This is a genomic window from Bacillus sp. AFS055030 (genome assembly GCF_002574545.1).
Classification (GTDB): Bacteria; Bacillota; Bacilli; order Bacillales; family Bacillaceae_G; genus Gottfriedia.
Genome location: NZ_NUGT01000019.1, coordinates 81,277 through 98,558 on the forward strand (window position 1 = coordinate 81,277; position 17,282 = coordinate 98,558).

Here is a 17,282-nt window from a genome sequence, read left to right on the forward strand (position 1 = left end):
AAGTCCATGTATTACGATTCTTTTTTTTGTGTTAAAGTTGTAAAAGATGAAGAAAATATCTATCAATAAAAACAAAAACATTACGAAAGAAGATACTTAGAATGAAAAAGTTTAAAGGTTGGATTGTATTTAATGGTCATATTACAGCTACAAAATTTACCGAACTTTTCGAATGGTTACGAGATACAGCAATTGCAAAAGGAATAGATGTTACTTTAGTTAAACATTATGAACTGATCCCAGTAATCGAAAAAGGTCAGTCTATTTTAAAAGGAAAATATGCGAATGAGAAACCCGATTTTGTCATTTTTTGGGACAAGGATGTTCATTTAGCAAGGCATTTAGAAAATATGGGGTTAAAATTATATAATTCAGCAAGAACGATTGAGATCTGTGATGATAAGGCTTTAACTTTTCAGGCATTATCGAACTTCGATATTCCTATGCCAAAAACAATTACGGCGCCACTGTTATTCCCTAATTGTGATCTAACAAACTATGATTTTTATGATGAAGTGATAGCAGAATTAGGTTTTCCTTTAATTATAAAAGAGTCATTCGGTTCTTTTGGTAGACAAGTTTATTTAGTTGAGAATAGAGAAGATTTTTTTAAAAAGGTAGACGAACTAAAACACAAGCCTCACGTATATCAAGAGTTTATAGAATCAAGTAGAGGGACTGATATTCGCATCCAAGTAGTAGGTAATCAAGTAGTAACAGCAGTATTAAGAAAATCAGAATCAGATTTTCGTGCAAATGTTACAAACGGTGGAAAGATGTATAAGTATGAACCAACTGAGGAACAAATCAATTTAGCACTTAAATGCTCAGAAATATTGGGAGCTGATTTTGCGGGAATTGACTTATTGTTTGGAGAAGATGGAAAAACATATATATGCGAAGTTAACTCAAACGCACATTTCAAAAATATTTATCTATGTACAGACGTGGACACAACGAAATATATAATTGATTATATTATCTGGGACTTGGAGAAAAACATATGATTGGTTGGCTAATCTATTCAGAAGTAGATGCAGAAAAAAACAGAACGTATATCGACTGGTTAGTAAGCAGTGCTTCAAAAAATGGAATTGAGTTAAAGTTAATTTATACTGAACATATCGTAATAGGTGTTCGAAACGGTATTAATATACTTTGCTATGAAGGTAAGGAATTATGCAAACCGGCTTTTGTCATTATGAGGGCCATATCGCAAATATTATCTTCCCACTTTGAAGAAATGGGAATCAGAACATTTAATAACCGGGCGATTTCAACGATGGCTAATCATAAGTTTCTAACACATCAGAAGCTTGCAAGTCTAGGTATCCCAATGCTAGACACATTTTATTATAAGAAAAGTACAATTATAAAATCTTTAGGTATAGTCCATTTCCCTTGTGTGCTTAAAAATTGCACAGGAAGAGGTGGAAGTGAAGTCTATTTTATAAACAATCAAGAAGAGCTACTGGAAACCGTGCAGAACTCAAATTTTGATGAATTATTAATTCAAAGCGTTGCAGAACAACTAGGCAAGGATCTAAGAGTTTTCATTATCGGTAAAGAAATTGTTGCAGCTGTTTTAAGATATTCAGAAAAAGACTTTCGAGCGAATTTTTCACTAGGTGGAAGCGCAATGCTTTACGAACTTTCCAAATATGAAAGAGAACTTATTCAAAAAATAGTAGATTCCTTTGATTTTGACTTCGTAGGAATTGACTTCATGTTCGACGCAAACAACCAATTGATTCTAAACGAAATAGAGGATGTAGTAGGGAGTAGAACATTATATACAGTATCAGACATAGATATTGTATCGTTGTATATGGATTATATAAAAAAGCAGATAAAGTGAGAATTGAAAAAATAGAATACTAGTGTTTAAGAAATAACTAATTTGTCTACACTGTTCCTAGAGGGATGGTGGAGAGAATGAAAACTAAAAATAAAACAAATATAACATATAAAATTATTTCTTTATTTATCATATTATTGATTAGTTCATCAGTATTAATGCCACTTCGAGATACAAATGCAAAAGGTAATGAAATGGTCGTGATTCCGAAGAAAGCTGTACGACTAAGAATTCTAGCTAATAGTGATTCTAGTGAAGATCAAGCTCTTAAACGTAAAGTTAGAGATGAAGTTAATGCTCAAATTAATACTTGGGTAAAAGATTTAACAACTTTTGAAGAAGGACAAAAGGTTATTAAAAGTCATATACCAGATCTACAAAAAACAGTTGCTCGTGTTATTAAAGAGGAAGGGTCAAATCAATCATTTACAATTACTTACTCTAAAAAAGTAAAATTCCCTACAAAATTATATGGTAGTTTCTTATATCCTGCTGGTGATTACGAAGCGGTCTTAATTAAAATTGGTGCAGGTCAAGGTGCAAACTGGTGGTGCGTGTTGTTCCCACCATTATGTTTCCTGGATTTTTCAAACGGTGATGCAACGCTAAGTAAAGAGTCACTACAATCGCAACAAAAGGTTGATCATGAAACAAAAATCGAAAATGAACCAAAAAAAGAGTTTAAAGAACAAGAAGCATTACGTTTAAGTGATGATGATTCTCTTGCTACAACAAATAATAAATCATTTTTCGAGGATGATAATGAGTCAAAGAGTAGTGAAGATGCAGTTGTGGCTTCAACTCTACCTGGTGGAGAACCAAAAGAGGAAATTAAGGTAGAGAGCTTCTTTGTACAAATGTTAAAGCAATTATTTTAGTTCTAGCAATCTCCCTATGTGCATAAAGTAGTACAAGCATACTAGGGAGGTTTTTTTATGAAAATACGTTCAGCGATTCAGGAAGATTTTGAAACAATTTTTTCATTCTTAGGACAAGCAGGGTTATCTACAAATGGACTTGAGGAGCAACAAGAATCTTTTTTCATAATGGAAGATGAGTTTGGGAAAGCACAGGCTGTAATAGGATATGAACAAGATGGAGAAGAAGCGTTGTTAAGATCACTTGTAGTTGCACCTACCATTTACTCACAGCATATGGTACTCTTTTTACAAAGTGTTCTTGAAAAATTAAAAGAAGAAATGATTAGTAAAGTATATTTATTAACAAGACAACATGTAGTTCAAGATTTGTTCCTTTTACTAGGTTTTGGGCAAGTTGAACAAGAAAGTGTTTCGAACAGTATTAAAGAAATGAAACATTACCAAACTACTATTACGAATGAAGAAGTATTAGTTTATCAAAAAGAACTATACACAAAGTTATCCACGAATTAGCAAGTTTTGTCCACAATTTGTGGATAAAACTTGCTTTTCATTCTATAGATAATGTCTAAATTTGTAAAATATACACTATTATTCACTCTAAAGAGAGGTGCAATGTATGGAAACAAAAATATGGTATGTGGATAATCCTGTGAATAAAGATGAAATTTATCCACAGATTGTGGATGCAGCAAAAAAATTACAGTTAGGACAAGTCGTCGCTTTTCCTACAGAAACCGTTTATGGATTAGGGGCAAATGCTCTTTCAGACGAAGCAGTTCAACGAATTTTCCAAGCAAAAGGTAGACCAAGTGATAATCCTCTTATTGTACATATTGCTAACAAAGAACAGTTAGGTCATTTAGTTGAAGAAATTCCATTAGATGCAAAAAAACTAATGGATGCTTTTTGGCCAGGGCCACTAACGTTAATTTTAAAAAGTAAAAGAAATGTATCAAAATATGTAACGGCAGGATTATCCACTGTTGGAATAAGAATGCCTGATCACCCGGTTGCTTTAGCGTTGATTGAAGCATGTAATTTGCCAATAGCAGCACCTAGTGCAAATACTTCAGGCAAGCCTAGTCCAACTTCTGCTAAGCATGTATTTGAAGATTTAAATGGACGAATTGTAGGAATAGTTGATGGTGGAAGTACAGGAGTCGGAGTTGAATCAACAGTTATTGACTGTTCACAAGATATTTTTACAATATTAAGGCCAGGTAGTATCACGCCAGAAATGATAAAAAAAATAATTCCAACTGTTGAAGTAGATCCAGCAACAATGAAGGAAAATGAAGCACCAAAATCACCAGGAATGAAATATAAACATTATGCACCAGATGCTCAAATGCACCTTGTAAATGGAAGTATTGAATTTATGCACAAACTTATACACAATTCCAAAAAAGAAGGAAAAAGAGTAGGGATATTAACAACTGAAGAAAATGCAACTCAATATGATGCAGATGTAATTCTTACATGTGGAAAACGTAGTGAATTAGCAACAGTAGCTGCAGCATTATATGATTGTATTCGCAAATTTAATGAAGAACATGTTGATATCATCTATTGCGAAACATTCCCTTATGAAGGCATTGGAATTGCCATAATGAATCGTCTGTGGAAAGCCTGTGGACATTCGGTAATACAGGAAAAATAAAAGAAGAAAAGGGTTCGGGCCTTTCTTATCTGTAAGAGAAAGCTTTAAAAACAGCGTGTTGAAATATAAATGTTATAACTAACTGTCAAAAATTAAAAATATCTTCTTTTTGACAATGAATAGTTGTAAAGTTGTGAATGTCGTCATCAAAAGTTTCATTTTAAGTTTTTAAGACTATTTCTTTTATAAAGAACTTGATTGGAACGAAAGGTTGCCAGGCTCCTATGGGAGATTTTCAACGTCGTATAAAAAACTTATTAATTTCCCTCATATGATTTGTGGGACTTGCATATCTTTTAATAGCAAGTCCTAGGGGGGAAAGCATGAGTAGCTCATTAATCAATGAACTAATTACATTAACTATTATGGGATCTGCGCTAGGTTTAGATGCATTTTCAGTTGGATTAGGAATGGGAGTTATACAACTTAAATTTAAACAGATTATTAATATTGGGATTGTAATCGGACTCTTTCATGTAATTATGCCTTTAATAGGAATGATCATTGGATATGAGTTATCAGAGAATCTAGGACGATTTGCTGTATTACTCGGTGGATTCTTATTAATGGGAATAGGTTTTCACATGATCTATTCAACTTTATTTGGAAAAGAAGAAAATAAATATTCACCGACAGGAGTAGGTTTACTTTTATTTGCATTTAGTGTAAGTGTGGACAGTTTTTCGGTTGGAATTAGCTTAGGAACATTCGGTGCTAAAACCTGGCTAACCATTTTATTATTTGGTATGATCAGTACAATTTTAACTTGGGCTGGATTACTGCTAGGAAGAAGAGTAGAACAGGAACTTGGTATATTTGGAGAACTATTGGGTGGTTCGTTCTTACTAATTTTTGGAATTAAACTATTATTTTTTTCTTAATACATATGGTGAATAAGAACAAAGGATGGAGACGATTGCCCCATCCTTTTATTTTTTAGTAAAATAGATTAAATAAAACGTTCAGATTAATGAGGGTGAGGTTATAAGATGGAAAATATATTATTTGTTTGTACCGGAAATACATGTAGAAGTCCAATGGCAGAAGCACTATTAAGGCATCATGGAAACGAACTCTATCAAGTCAAGTCTGCTGGAGTGTTCGCTATGCCAGGTGACCCTGCTTCTCAAAATGCGATATTAGCACTAAAAAATAAAGGGATAGAAACAAATCATTCCTCCCAGCAAGTAAATGAAGAACTTTTGGAATGGTCTTCGAAAGTCTTAGCAATGACATTGAGCCATAAACAAATGTTAGTTTCTAAATTTCCTCAGTATAAGGATAGAATCTTTACATTTCATGAATATATAAACGGCCAAGATCAGGATATTTCTGACCCTTATGGCGGGTCATTAACAACTTATGAAAAAACGTTGAGTGAATTAGAAGAATTGGTAAAACAGATTGTACAAAAACCTAACGAATAATGAATTTATTTAGTGATTGGCAGTTAATTAGATACCCTAAATCTGAACATAATAGTGTAAGATAGAAATTGAAGTTAATTCAATAAAAAGAAAAAATCAAAGATATCAATACGGGGGTTATCTAATGAAAGTAGCAATAGCATCGGATCATGGTGGATTAAATATTCGTCAGGAAATCATGAATTTAATGGATGAAATGGGCATTGAATACGAAGATTATGGTTGTGAGTGTGGTACTTCTGTAGACTACCCAGATTATGCATTCCCAGTAGCGCAAAAAGTAGCAAGTGGAGAAGTAGACCGTGGAATATTAATTTGTGGAACTGGAATTGGTATGTCAATTGCCGCAAATAAAGTTGAAGGAATTCGATGTGCATTAGTACATGATACTTTCAGTGCAAAAGCAACTCGTGAACATAATGATACGAATATTTTAGCTATGGGAGAACGAGTAATCGGACCTGGTTTAGCTAGAGATATTGCTAAAATCTGGTTAACGACTGAATTTGAAGGCGGTCGACATGAAAACCGAGTAAACAAAATTAAAGACTACGAAAAAAATCATCAATTATAAAACTTAAACGAGAAGCCGCTAATCCAAACCATAATGTGAAGATTATCGGCTTTTTTAATAATGGGTAAGTCTATTAATAGAATTTTTCTACGAAAGGAGTAAAAATAAATGAATGAAGAATTAAGGTTAGTAGCCGGTCAAGTAAAATCATTATTAAATGAGCTAAATGATCATGTGAATTTTACAAGTGAGCATGTTTTAGTCATTGGATGTAGTACTAGTGAGGTTAGTGGACAGAGAATTGGAACTTCAGGAACAATAGAAGTTGCGGAAGTTTTATTTAATGAGATCAAGGCATTTCAAGATGAAACAGGAGTACAACTAGCATTTCAATGTTGTGAACATTTGAACAGAGCTTTAGTTGTACAAAGAAAGACGGCAAAAAGTTTACATTTAGATGAGGTAACCGTGATACCGGTTCGTACTGCAGGAGGGGCACTTGCTTCTTTCGCATTTAGACATTTAGATAATGCTGTAATCGTTGAAAACATTAAAGCGGATGCAGGCATTGATATTGGTGATACTTTAATTGGTATGCATTTAAAGCATGTGGCAGTTCCTTTAAGAACAAGTATTAAACAAGTTGGACAAGCTCATATTACGGCTGCAAAAACTCGTCCAAAGCTGATCGGTGGAGCACGTGCAGTTTACTCAATTGATGAAGACGTAAAATAAAGTACTTAAAAAATTTAATGTTAGTTATTTGAAGATATATCTTTCATTTTTAAAGTAAAACATGGTAAAATAGAAATGAATTCGGTCGTTTTATCGAATAATATAGTAAATTTATACTTGTAATGTTCGTGTTTTATAAAAAGGGGGATATAACTGTGGAAAATTTAAAAAAGCAAGATCCATCATTGTATGAGGCAATACAGTTAGAGTTAGGTAGACAGCGTTCTAAAATTGAGTTAATTGCTTCTGAAAACTTTGTAAGCGAAGCAGTAATGGAAGCCCAAGGTTCAGTATTAACAAATAAATATGCTGAAGGATATCCAAGCAAACGATACTACGGCGGTTGTGAATATGTTGATATCACAGAAAACATTGCAAGAGACCGTGCAAAAGAAATTTTCGGAGCAGAACACGTAAATGTTCAACCTCATTCAGGTGCTCAAGCGAATATGGCAGTTTATTTCACTATTTTAAAACATGGTGATACAGTATTAGGTATGAATTTATCACATGGTGGACATTTAACTCACGGAAGTCCAGTAAACTTCAGTGGGGTACAATATAACTTCGTTGAATATGGAGTAGATTCAGAAACTCAAGTAATCAACTATGAAGATGTATTAGAAAAAGCTAAAGCTCATAAGCCTAAATTAATTGTAGCAGGTGCAAGTGCTTATCCAAGAGCGATTGACTTTAAGAAATTCAGAGAAATTGCAGATGAAGTTGGAGCTTACTTAATGGTTGATATGGCACATATCGCTGGTTTAGTAGCAGCAGGTCTTCATGAAAATCCAGTTCCATATGCTGATTTTGTTACAACAACTACTCATAAAACATTACGTGGACCACGTGGTGGTATGATTTTATGTAAAGAAGAATTCGCAAAAGCGATTGATAAGTCAATCTTCCCAGGAATTCAAGGTGGACCATTAATGCACGTAATTGCAGCTAAAGCTGTAGCATTTGGTGAAGCATTACAAGAAGATTTTAAAAAGTATGCACAATCAATCATCGATAACGCTGCTCGTTTAGCAGAAAGCTTAAAATCTCACGGACTAAACTTAGTATCTGGTGGAACTGATAATCACTTAATTTTAATTGATGTTCGTTCATTAGAATTAACTGGTAAAGTTGCTGAGCATGTATTAGATGAAGTTGGTATTACATGTAACAAAAATACAATTCCATTTGATCCAGCAAGCCCATTTGTAACAAGTGGTATCCGTATCGGTACTGCTGCTGTAACTTCAAGAGGATTTACTTTAGAAGATATGGATGAAATTGCATCAATCATTGCTGAGACATTAAAAAACCACGAGAATCAAGAAGTGCTGGAAGCATCTCGTAAACGAGTAGATGCTTTATCAAGCAAATATGAATTATATCCTACATTTTAATAAATAAAGTATAAAGTAAGCTATCTTTAGAACTGTGTTTTCAACATCGAAAATACAGTGATACTAAAGATAGCTTTATTTTTTGGAGAGTTTGTGATGAGGTTCACAGAAAGTTCACTAAAACATGTGAAATGATTCACAATAATAATTGGAAATGGAGTACAATAACTTATGTAAACAGCAATTAAAAATATTATTCAAACGGAGGCAAAAATTATGTTTATTAATTTTTTAAGAACTAATAAAATTGCATCTGGTTTCTTAACTATTATTCGTCTTTATTTAGGGTATGAGTGGATCCATGCAGGGTGGGGTAAGTTATCAGCTGGCGGATTCGATGCTTCAGGTTATTTAGGATTTGCGGTAAAAAGTGCCACTGGTGATCATCCAGCAGTTCAAGGATGGTGGGCAGACTTCCTTACAAACTTTGCAATACCAAACATCGGTTTATTTAACTTTTTAGTACCTGTTGGAGAATTTGCAATCGGACTTGGACTAATTCTTGGATGTTTTACAAAAACCTCAATGTTCTTTGGTTTAATGATGAACTTTGCATTTATGTTTAGTGGTACAACTAGCACAAATCCACAAATGGTATTATTAGGTATCTTTATTATAATAGCTGGATCAAATGCAGGACGTATCGGAATTGATCATTATATTAGCAAGTTTATTAATAGAAAAGCTTTTTTCAAATCAAAAGTAAATGATCATAATTTAGGGAAAGTATCTTAACCTTACACATCAAAGAGGGAACCAAGTGGTTCTCTCTTTGCGCATTATTTTAAAAACTTCTTTGACTTATTATAAGGGGGGAAGAGGAGTTTTTTTACCCGAAATGGGTCAAAATAACAACTAGATTAGTAAAAAAAGGAAATATTGAAGTTATATATATAATTAATTCAAAGTGATTGTATGATGTAGCTTGAATTATTTAACCGCTTTCGGTATTCTTTTTAAGAATAAGAAATTACTAAGTAATTGCAAGGAGCGATAATAGTGAGTAAAGTATACGTTTTTGATCATCCGTTAATTCAACATAAAGTTTCTTTAATTCGTAAAAAAGACACTGGAACAAAAGAGTTTCGAGCACTAGTTGATGAGGTTGCCGGCTTAATGGCATTTGAAATCACTCGTGATCTACCATTACAAGAAGTGGAAATCCAAACACCAGTAGCAACTGCAAAAGCAAAAGTTATTGCTGGTAAAAAATTAGGTATTGTACCAATTTTACGTGCAGGCTTAGGGATGGTTGATGGCTTCCTTCAATTAGTTCCTGCAGCGAAAGTTGGACATGTTGGATTATACCGTGATCCTGAGACATTAAAACCAGTAGAATATTATGTTAAACTTCCTACGGATGTAGAAGAGCGTGACTTCATTGTAATTGATCCAATGCTTGCGACAGGTGGATCAGCAGTTGAAGCAATCAACTCTTTAAAAACAAGAGGTGCTAAAAATATTAAGTTTATGTGCTTAATAGCTGCTCCAGAAGGTGTCGAAATTTTACAAAAAGCACACCCAGATGTGGACATTTACATAGCTGCCCTTGATGAAAAATTAAATGATCATGGTTATATTGTTCCTGGTCTTGGCGACGCTGGAGATCGTTTATTCGGTACAAAATAATTACATTTTAAAAGCTTTCCTAGCCATAGGAGAGCTTTTTTACATTAAGAAAGTATAAATTGGCAGCGGGGAGTTTTTTTGATGTAGTTGGCATCTTTAGGAATTAAGGATAAGAGAAACTACTCCTCGCCTTTGCCTAAAAGGTTCGTCAGTAGTTTTCTTACATTAAAAGGGGTATAATAATTAAAAATTTGTACGTGAAATAAGGATTGGTAAGTTAAAGGGGATTAGGGAATGTCACTTGAAAAACATAGGTTAATAATAGATGCTGCAAGACTATATTATGATTCTGATTTTAGTCAACAAGAGATTGCGACACAATTAGGAATTTCTCGTCCAACTGTATCAAGATTACTCCAACAAGCAAAGGAATTGGGATATGTACGCATTGAAATTATTGATCCCCTAGAAGGTAATCAAGATTTAGCACGTGAGTTAAAGAAGAAATATAATTTACAAACTGTTGAGGTTTGCTATTCACCAATTGATGACTACAATGAAGTTTTGCAAACAATCACGAAAAAAGCAGCGGAAGTGTTAGTAGACTTAGTCCATGATGGTGATGTTGTAGGAGTAACATGGGGAACAACGATGTATCATATAGCAACGAAGTTAAGTAATAAACAAGTAAAAGGTGTAGAAGTAATTCAGCTAAACGGTGGTGTAAGTTACTCTAAAACGAATACTTATGCATCTGAAACGGTAAATTTGTTTGCTGAAGCGTTTAACACTGTTCCAAGATATTTACCATTACCAGTAATATTTGATAATCCACAGGTTAAACAAATGGTCGAGGAGGATCGTCATATTCGTCGATTAATTGACTTGGGAAAACAATCTAATGTCGCAATTTTTACTGTAGGAACTGTTAAAAAAGATGCCCTGTTATTTAAAGTTGGCTACTTAAACGAGAAGGAAGAGGCGGATTTACAAACATTTGCTGTAGGAGATATTTGCTCACGATTTTTTGATAAAGAAGGAAAAATTTATTCTGAAATACTTAATCGACGAACGATTGGAATTGAATTAGATGAACTAAGAAGTAAAGAAAAGTCTATATTAGTAGCAGGTGGAGAAAGAAAAATTAATGCTATTCACGGTGCTTTAATGGGTAAATATGCAAACATATTAATAACAGATCAATTTACTGCAAAAAGATTGCTAGATCAATGATAAGAAAGGGGTAAAGTTTTCAAAGACTTTGCCCCTTTCCTCTGTGTAAAGTTAATCTGACTTAGGAGACAGCTTTTTTATTATAGGAAAATTTATCCTTGAACATAAGTTCAATTAATGTTTTACAAAATTTCACGTCGGTGTTATAGTAAAAACATATTCAAATTAACATAGTAAATATAGATTTTCTAAATAAAAAACAAAACCATTAAGGGAGCGATTATATATGAATTACGCAAGTTTAGTAGATCACACATTATTACGAGCTGACGCAAAAAGAGAGGAAATTGCAAAATTAGCTGAAGAAGCTAAAGCATTTAGCTTTGCATCAGTTTGCATCAATCCTACTTGGGTTTCATTTGCAAGTGAATTATTAAAGGATTCTTCAGTGAAAGTTTGTACGGTAATTGGTTTTCCTCTAGGAGCTAACACTCCTGAAGTAAAAGCATTTGAGACTACAAACGCAATTGAAAATGGTGCAGAAGAAGTTGATATGGTGATCAATATTTCTGCATTAAAAGAAAAAAATGATGAATTAGTTGAAAGAGATATACGTGCAGTTGTTGAAGCTGCTAAAGGTAAGGCTTTAGTAAAAGTAATTATTGAGACTTGTCTTTTAACTGATGAAGAAAAAGTTAGAGCATGTGAATTAGCAGTTAAAGCTGGTGCAGACTTTGTTAAAACATCAACAGGATTTTCAACTGGTGGAGCAACTGTAGAAGACGTTACATTAATGCGTAAAACTGTTGGAGAAAACGTAGGTGTTAAAGCTTCAGGTGGAGTTCGTAACTTAAAAGACGTTGAAAATGTAGTAGCTGCTGGAGCAAACCGTATTGGAACAAGTTCAGGTGTTAAAATCGTTCAAGGTGAAGAAGCAAACACAGCTTACTAATGTCGAAATTATTTTAAAATAAAAAAAAGTGAGTGAGTTATTGCTCTTTAGCTCTTACGTTGGTAATATGGTAAAGCGAAGACAAAACTCACACACTTTAATAAAGAATTACCTAACAATTCGTTAAAGGGTGATAAATATGAATACACAATCATTAATCAATGAAGCTTTAAAGGCCCGTGAAAACGCATACGCTCCTTACTCAAAATTTAAAGTAGGTGCAGCAATATTATTGAATAACCAAACAGTCTACACAGGTTGTAACGTAGAAAATGCTTCTTATGGACTAACAAATTGTGCAGAAAGAACAGCTATATTTAGTGCAGTCGCTGCGGGAAACGGTTCAGCAAAGATCGAATCAATCGCAATAGTAGGGGATACTGAAGGTCCAATTTCACCTTGTGGTGCATGTAGACAAGTAATTGCAGAATTTAGTGATGAAAATACAAAAGTCTATTTAACTAACTTAAAAGGTGACATCGCTGAAACAACTGTTAAAGAATTACTTCCTGGATCATTTAGTTCAAAAGATTTACAAGGTTAATCCTTGTCTGACATCTAACTTCTATATGATGTCGGACATCCAACAAATAAAAGTTGTGTTCGTTTTGAAAGCGCTTATATTAAATAAAAAATTTATTGGATTTTCGGGGGAGAAACATGAAATATATTATTGCTCTTATTGGACTTTTAGTTGTTTTCGGTCTTGCTTTCATCGCTAGTAGTGATCGTAAAAATATTAAATATCGTCCAGTATTCATTATGGTTGTTATCCAAATCATATTAGCATTCTTATTATTAAATACAGAAGTTGGTTTAGTATTAATTAAAGGAATTTCAAATGGATTTGGAAAGTTATTAGAATACGCTGCTGAAGGTGTTAATTTCGTATTTGGCGGAATGGCAAATGAAGGTGCATTTCCATTCTTTACAGGTGTGTTATTACCAATCGTATTCATTTCTGCTTTAATTGGTATTTTACAATATACAAAGATTTTACCGTTTGTAATTAAATATATTGGCTTAATCTTAAGTAAAATCAATGGTATGGGTAAATTAGAGTCTTATAATGCAGTGGCATCCGCAATTTTAGGACAATCTGAAGTATTTATTTCAGTAAAAAAACAATTAGGACATTTACCAAAAAATCGTTTATATACTCTTTGTGCATCAGCAATGTCAACAGTATCTATGTCAATCGTAGGTGCATATATGACAATGGTTGAACCAAAATATGTCGTAACAGCAATCGTCTTAAACTTATTTGGCGGATTTATTATTTCATCAATTATCAATCCATACACTGTTTCAGCAGAAGAGGATATCTTAACAGTACAAGAAGAAGAAAAACAAACATTCTTCGAGATGCTTGGTGAGTATATTTTAGATGGTTTCAAAGTAGCAATCATCGTTGCAGCAATGTTAATCGGATTTGTTGCATTAATTGGTGGAATCAATAATGTTTTTGATATGATTTTTGGAATCTCATTCCAAGGGATTTTAGGTTATGTATTTGCTCCATTCGCTTTCATTATGGGTGTACCATTTAAAGAAGCGGTTGATGCAGGTAGTATTATGGCAACAAAACTTGTTTCAAATGAGTTCGTTGCAATGATGGATTTAGCAAAACAAGGTAAAGAATTCTCAGATCGTACATTAGGAATTGTATCTGTGTTCCTTGTGTCATTTGCTAACTTCTCATCAATTGGTATTATTGCAGGTGCAGTTAAAGGTTTACATGAGAAGCAAGGTAATGTTGTCGCTCGTTTCGGATTAAAATTATTATTTGGCGCAACATTAGTAAGTGTTTTAACGGCAATTATTGTAGGGATTGTTTTAAAATAGTTTAATCCAAGCGTTTGACTTAGATCAGGCGCTTGTATTTTTTTTTTCTAAATCTTAAAGTAGGAGGGTTGAGTTAAAAAGTGAATTTTTAACAATTTTCTTTTTAACGAATCACTATGGGATCTGTAGGTTTACTTTTATCTGGTGCAACTCTGTTTTTAAATAGTCTTGTTTTATTAAATAAAGCGAATGCTAAAAGTGCAGCTTTATTAAACTTATTTGTGGGTACATTACAAATCATTTTTCCTATCTATTTATTAATGCATTTAGGAGCTGGAAAGTGGGAATTATTTAATACAGCAAGCATTTTCTTTTTCGGCATTACTTATTTATATAATGGATTTACAAACCTGAAAGGCTTTAATGGAACTGGCTTAGGTTGGTTCTCACTTTGGGTATCCATCATGTCTGTACTTTGGGCTTTTGTGAACTTTGCTATTATTCATGATGTTGTAAACGGACTATTATGGGTTATGTGGGCATATTTATGGTATTTATTCTTTGCCGGTCTTGTATTAGGTAAAAAAATAGAACGATACACAGGAATCGTTGCAATGATACAATCTTGGACTACAATTACTCTTCCTGCATTTTTTATGCTTTTAGGGATTTGGCAGGAGAGAGTCATTTCAAATGCATGGATTGTAGTTTTAGGAGCATCAATATTGTATTTTGTCATACACGAAGTTAAAGCGTATTTTACTAATAAAAAATTTCAGTTGTTTAACCAACCTGAATTAAAAAATTAATCATCATAAAAAGACTAACTTTTTAGGTAAGCTTAATGCAAAATCTAAAGTTAGTCTTTTTTTTATTTAAAAAAATTTGTCGGTTCTAGAGAAAATTACCTTTTTATACATGAATGAACGATTAGTGAGAAAGCTAAAAAGAAAATATTATATATAAAGGAGAACCTACATTGAATGAAAAAATACTATCTTAAAATAATTATTTGTTTAGTTTTTTTACTATTTCCATTTAAAAATGTTTATGTAAATGCACATGAACAACAAAAACAAGTAGCTTTAATTTCGATTAAAGATGGAATGATTACACAGGCCATAAAATATATAGGTGAACGTTTCCCGAATGTAACCGTAAGGCAACAATACACAGAGACGTACTATGGTTTTTCAGTATCGGGTTCTCTTGAAGAGTTATCACAGTTAGCTAAAATGCCTTTAGTAAAGGATATGCATTTTGTTACAACATATAGAGCGCATTTAGAAGATAGTATCCCTTTTATTGGAGCAGACGAAGCTCAATTATATAAGGACCAAAGAGGAAGAAAGATTACTGGGGAAGGTGTTAAGGTAGGTGTAATTGATACTGGTGTAGATTACAGACATCCTGATTTGAAATCGAATTATGGTGGCGGTTACGATACGATCGATTTAGATAAAGACCCAATGGAAACTAAGCTTGAAGAAAAAAGTACATTTCATGGTACCCATGTAGCTGGTGTAATAGCGGCTAATGGAAAAAGAAAAGGCGTTGCCCCTAAGGCGAAAATCTACGCATACCGGGCTCTAGGTCCTGGTGGTGTGGGTACATCTGAAACTGTTATGGCTGCAATTGAGCGGGCAGTGAAGGATAAAGTAGATATAATAAACTTATCACTAGGTAATGATGTGAACGGACCTGACTGGCCGACGAGTATTGCATTAGATAAGGCAGTAGAAAAAGGTGTTCTTGCAATTACGGCAGCAGGAAACTCTGGACCTGGACTATGGACTGTTGGTTCTCCTGCAACTGCAACAAAAGCTTTAACAGTTGGTGCAAGCTATCCACCTGTACTTTTCCCATCTATACACGTCAAAAATAAAGAGACAATTATTAGCCCTATGATCGGATCTGCTAAATGGAGTAAAGGTTTAAATGGGAGATTTGTATTTAAGAAATATGGAGAAAAGCGTGATTTAAGGAGAGTAAAAGACAAGATTGTCTTGCTTGAAAGAGGAAAAATCACATTCACTGATAAAGTTAAAAATGCACAGGAGGCTGGCGCTAAGGCTGTTATTGTCTTTAATAATATTGATGGAAATTTCATCGGACAAATTAAAGGGAAATTTACTGTTCCAGCTGCGACTATTTCAAGAAAAGAAGGATTAATGATTAAGAAAATCATTGAAAAAAGTAAAGTGGACGCTAAAATTGGACATGAAAAGAAGGTGGACATTCTTGCAGATTTCAGCTCTAGAGGACCAGTAACAGGTACTTGGCAAATGAAGCCAGACCTATTAGCTCCAGGTGTACAAATAAAAAGTACAATTCCAGGTGGGTATTTAGCACTTCAAGGAACAAGTATGGCGAGTCCACACGTCGCTGGGGCGGCTGCCTTATTAAAACAATTGCACCCAGATTGGAGTATTGATGATTTAAAAAGTGTTTTAGTCAATACAGCAACACCATTATATAAGAATAATAAAAAGATGTATCATGCGTACGAACAAGGGGCTGGAAGATTAGATATTGAAAAAGCATTAGAGACTGAGACAACATTGTTTCCGACGTCTTTAGCTTTAGGAGTAACTAGAAAAACAGATTTACAAGTAAAGAAAGATTTTGTCGTAAGAATATCAAATAAATCAAAAATACCAAAACAAGTTACAGCTATAAATAATCAGCCAGCCAATGGAATACAATGGGTATTACCTAAGCCTTTTACAATTCCAGCGAACAGTAGTAAAAAGATTAGTCTTAGCGCAACTGTTGATACGAAAGTATTAAAGGATGGATTTTATGATGGGGCAATTACATTCAGTACAAATGATGATGAAAGTCTAAGAATGCCATTTTTATTATTGCAAGGTGAACCGAACTTTCCATCAGTAATGGGATTTCACTTTGGGAGAGTAAAAGGTAAGAATCGCTATAAATATGAACTTTATTTACCAAGTAAGGTTGAGGAATACAAAATTGCTGTTTTTGAATCAGAAACATTCCGCTTATTAGGTGTAATTGATGAACAGGAAAATAGTAAGAGGGGAATTATCAAGAAGGAATTAGTTTTAAAAGACTTTCCTAAGAGTGGTATTTATAAGTTTGTGATTTTTTATAAACGTAAACAATATGAAAGTGCAACGGAATCTTACGTCAATGTCGCAAAAATTTATGTAGAAGACTAAAAATTGGTAAGTGAATTTTAATAGTTTTTTAATTTAGGTAATTGACACATTTTTGTAACATATTGTATGCTTAACATGAATGTTTAAAAGGGTTTTCAATGTATGTAAATACTATGTTATTAAAATTTTTTGAACGTTTT

General features: G+C 33.4%; 18 protein-coding genes. All 18 read left to right on the forward strand.

All coding sequences use genetic code 11. The annotated features are described in order from the left end of the window. The first annotated feature begins 101 nt into the window (after positions 1–101). The 18 genes from CN925_RS08655 to CN925_RS21705 all read left to right on the forward strand — a co-directional run bounded on the left by CN925_RS08655 (position 102) and on the right by CN925_RS21705 (position 17,142). Positions 102–1,007 (forward strand): ATP-grasp domain-containing protein, encoded by a 906-nt coding sequence (locus CN925_RS08655; protein ID WP_098845853.1) that lies wholly within the window; start codon positions 102–104, stop codon positions 1,005–1,007. Beyond that, entirely contained in the window at positions 1,004–1,858 is an 855-nt protein-coding gene (locus CN925_RS08660) for an ATP-grasp domain-containing protein (protein WP_098845854.1), read from the forward strand. The genes CN925_RS08655 and CN925_RS08660 overlap by 4 nt, the downstream gene beginning before the upstream one ends. 77 nt (positions 1,859–1,935) lie before the next feature. Next, the gene (spoIIR, locus tag CN925_RS08665) at positions 1,936–2,736 is read left to right on the forward strand and encodes a stage II sporulation protein R (RefSeq protein ID WP_098845855.1); all 801 of its coding nucleotides are present in this window, start codon (positions 1,936–1,938) and stop codon (positions 2,734–2,736) included. A 57-nt stretch (positions 2,737–2,793) separates the two neighbouring features. Further along, a complete protein-coding gene (locus CN925_RS08670; protein ID WP_098845856.1) occupies positions 2,794–3,252 on the forward strand; it encodes a GNAT family N-acetyltransferase in 459 nt (152 codons plus the stop codon). Positions 3,253–3,358: 106 nt separating this feature from the next. Further along, on the forward strand, positions 3,359–4,402 hold the full coding sequence (locus CN925_RS08675; protein ID WP_098845857.1) for an L-threonylcarbamoyladenylate synthase: 1,044 nt from the start codon (positions 3,359–3,361) through the stop codon (positions 4,400–4,402). Positions 4,403–4,725: 323 nt separating this feature from the next. Continuing rightward, complete coding sequence (locus CN925_RS08680; protein WP_098845858.1) at positions 4,726–5,283, forward strand: manganese efflux pump MntP; 558 nt, start codon at positions 4,726–4,728, stop codon at positions 5,281–5,283. A gap of 108 nt (positions 5,284–5,391) precedes the next feature. Further along, complete coding sequence (locus tag CN925_RS08685; protein ID WP_098845859.1) at positions 5,392–5,829, forward strand: low molecular weight protein arginine phosphatase; 438 nt, start codon at positions 5,392–5,394, stop codon at positions 5,827–5,829. Between the two features lie 124 nt (positions 5,830–5,953). Further along, positions 5,954–6,403: a ribose 5-phosphate isomerase B gene (gene rpiB / locus CN925_RS08690; protein ID WP_098845860.1), complete on the forward strand. Its 450-nt coding sequence runs from the start codon at positions 5,954–5,956 to the stop codon at positions 6,401–6,403. A gap of 108 nt (positions 6,404–6,511) precedes the next feature. After that, on the forward strand, positions 6,512–7,078 hold the full coding sequence (locus CN925_RS08695) for a TIGR01440 family protein (protein WP_098845861.1): 567 nt from the start codon (positions 6,512–6,514) through the stop codon (positions 7,076–7,078). Positions 7,079–7,233: 155 nt separating this feature from the next. Further along, on the forward strand, positions 7,234–8,475 hold the full coding sequence (gene glyA, locus CN925_RS08700; protein WP_142339206.1) for a serine hydroxymethyltransferase: 1,242 nt from the start codon (positions 7,234–7,236) through the stop codon (positions 8,473–8,475). A 216-nt stretch (positions 8,476–8,691) separates the two neighbouring features. Further along, positions 8,692–9,210 (forward strand): DoxX family protein, encoded by a 519-nt coding sequence (locus CN925_RS08705; RefSeq protein ID WP_098845863.1) that lies wholly within the window; start codon positions 8,692–8,694, stop codon positions 9,208–9,210. A 264-nt stretch (positions 9,211–9,474) separates the two neighbouring features. Next, entirely contained in the window at positions 9,475–10,104 is a 630-nt protein-coding gene (upp, locus tag CN925_RS08710; RefSeq protein ID WP_098845864.1) for a uracil phosphoribosyltransferase, read from the forward strand. 234 nt (positions 10,105–10,338) lie between these two features. Next, entirely contained in the window at positions 10,339–11,277 is a 939-nt protein-coding gene (locus CN925_RS08715; RefSeq protein WP_098845865.1) for a DNA-binding transcriptional repressor DeoR, read from the forward strand. 226 nt (positions 11,278–11,503) lie between these two features. After that, positions 11,504–12,169 (forward strand): deoxyribose-phosphate aldolase, encoded by a 666-nt coding sequence (deoC, locus tag CN925_RS08720; RefSeq protein WP_098845866.1) that lies wholly within the window; start codon positions 11,504–11,506, stop codon positions 12,167–12,169. Positions 12,170–12,308: 139 nt separating this feature from the next. Further along, positions 12,309–12,713 (forward strand): cytidine deaminase, encoded by a 405-nt coding sequence (locus CN925_RS08725; protein ID WP_069033737.1) that lies wholly within the window; start codon positions 12,309–12,311, stop codon positions 12,711–12,713. 116 nt (positions 12,714–12,829) lie between these two features. Continuing rightward, the gene (locus CN925_RS08730) at positions 12,830–14,014 is read left to right on the forward strand and encodes a NupC/NupG family nucleoside CNT transporter (RefSeq protein WP_098845867.1); all 1,185 of its coding nucleotides are present in this window, start codon (positions 12,830–12,832) and stop codon (positions 14,012–14,014) included. A gap of 116 nt (positions 14,015–14,130) precedes the next feature. Beyond that, positions 14,131–14,763, forward strand: a complete 633-nt coding sequence (locus CN925_RS08735; protein WP_098845868.1) for an AmiS/UreI family transporter — start codon at positions 14,131–14,133, stop codon at positions 14,761–14,763. A 174-nt stretch (positions 14,764–14,937) separates the two neighbouring features. Further along, entirely contained in the window at positions 14,938–17,142 is a 2,205-nt protein-coding gene (locus tag CN925_RS21705) for a S8 family serine peptidase (RefSeq protein WP_098845869.1), read from the forward strand. Positions 17,143–17,282 lie beyond the last annotated feature (140 nt).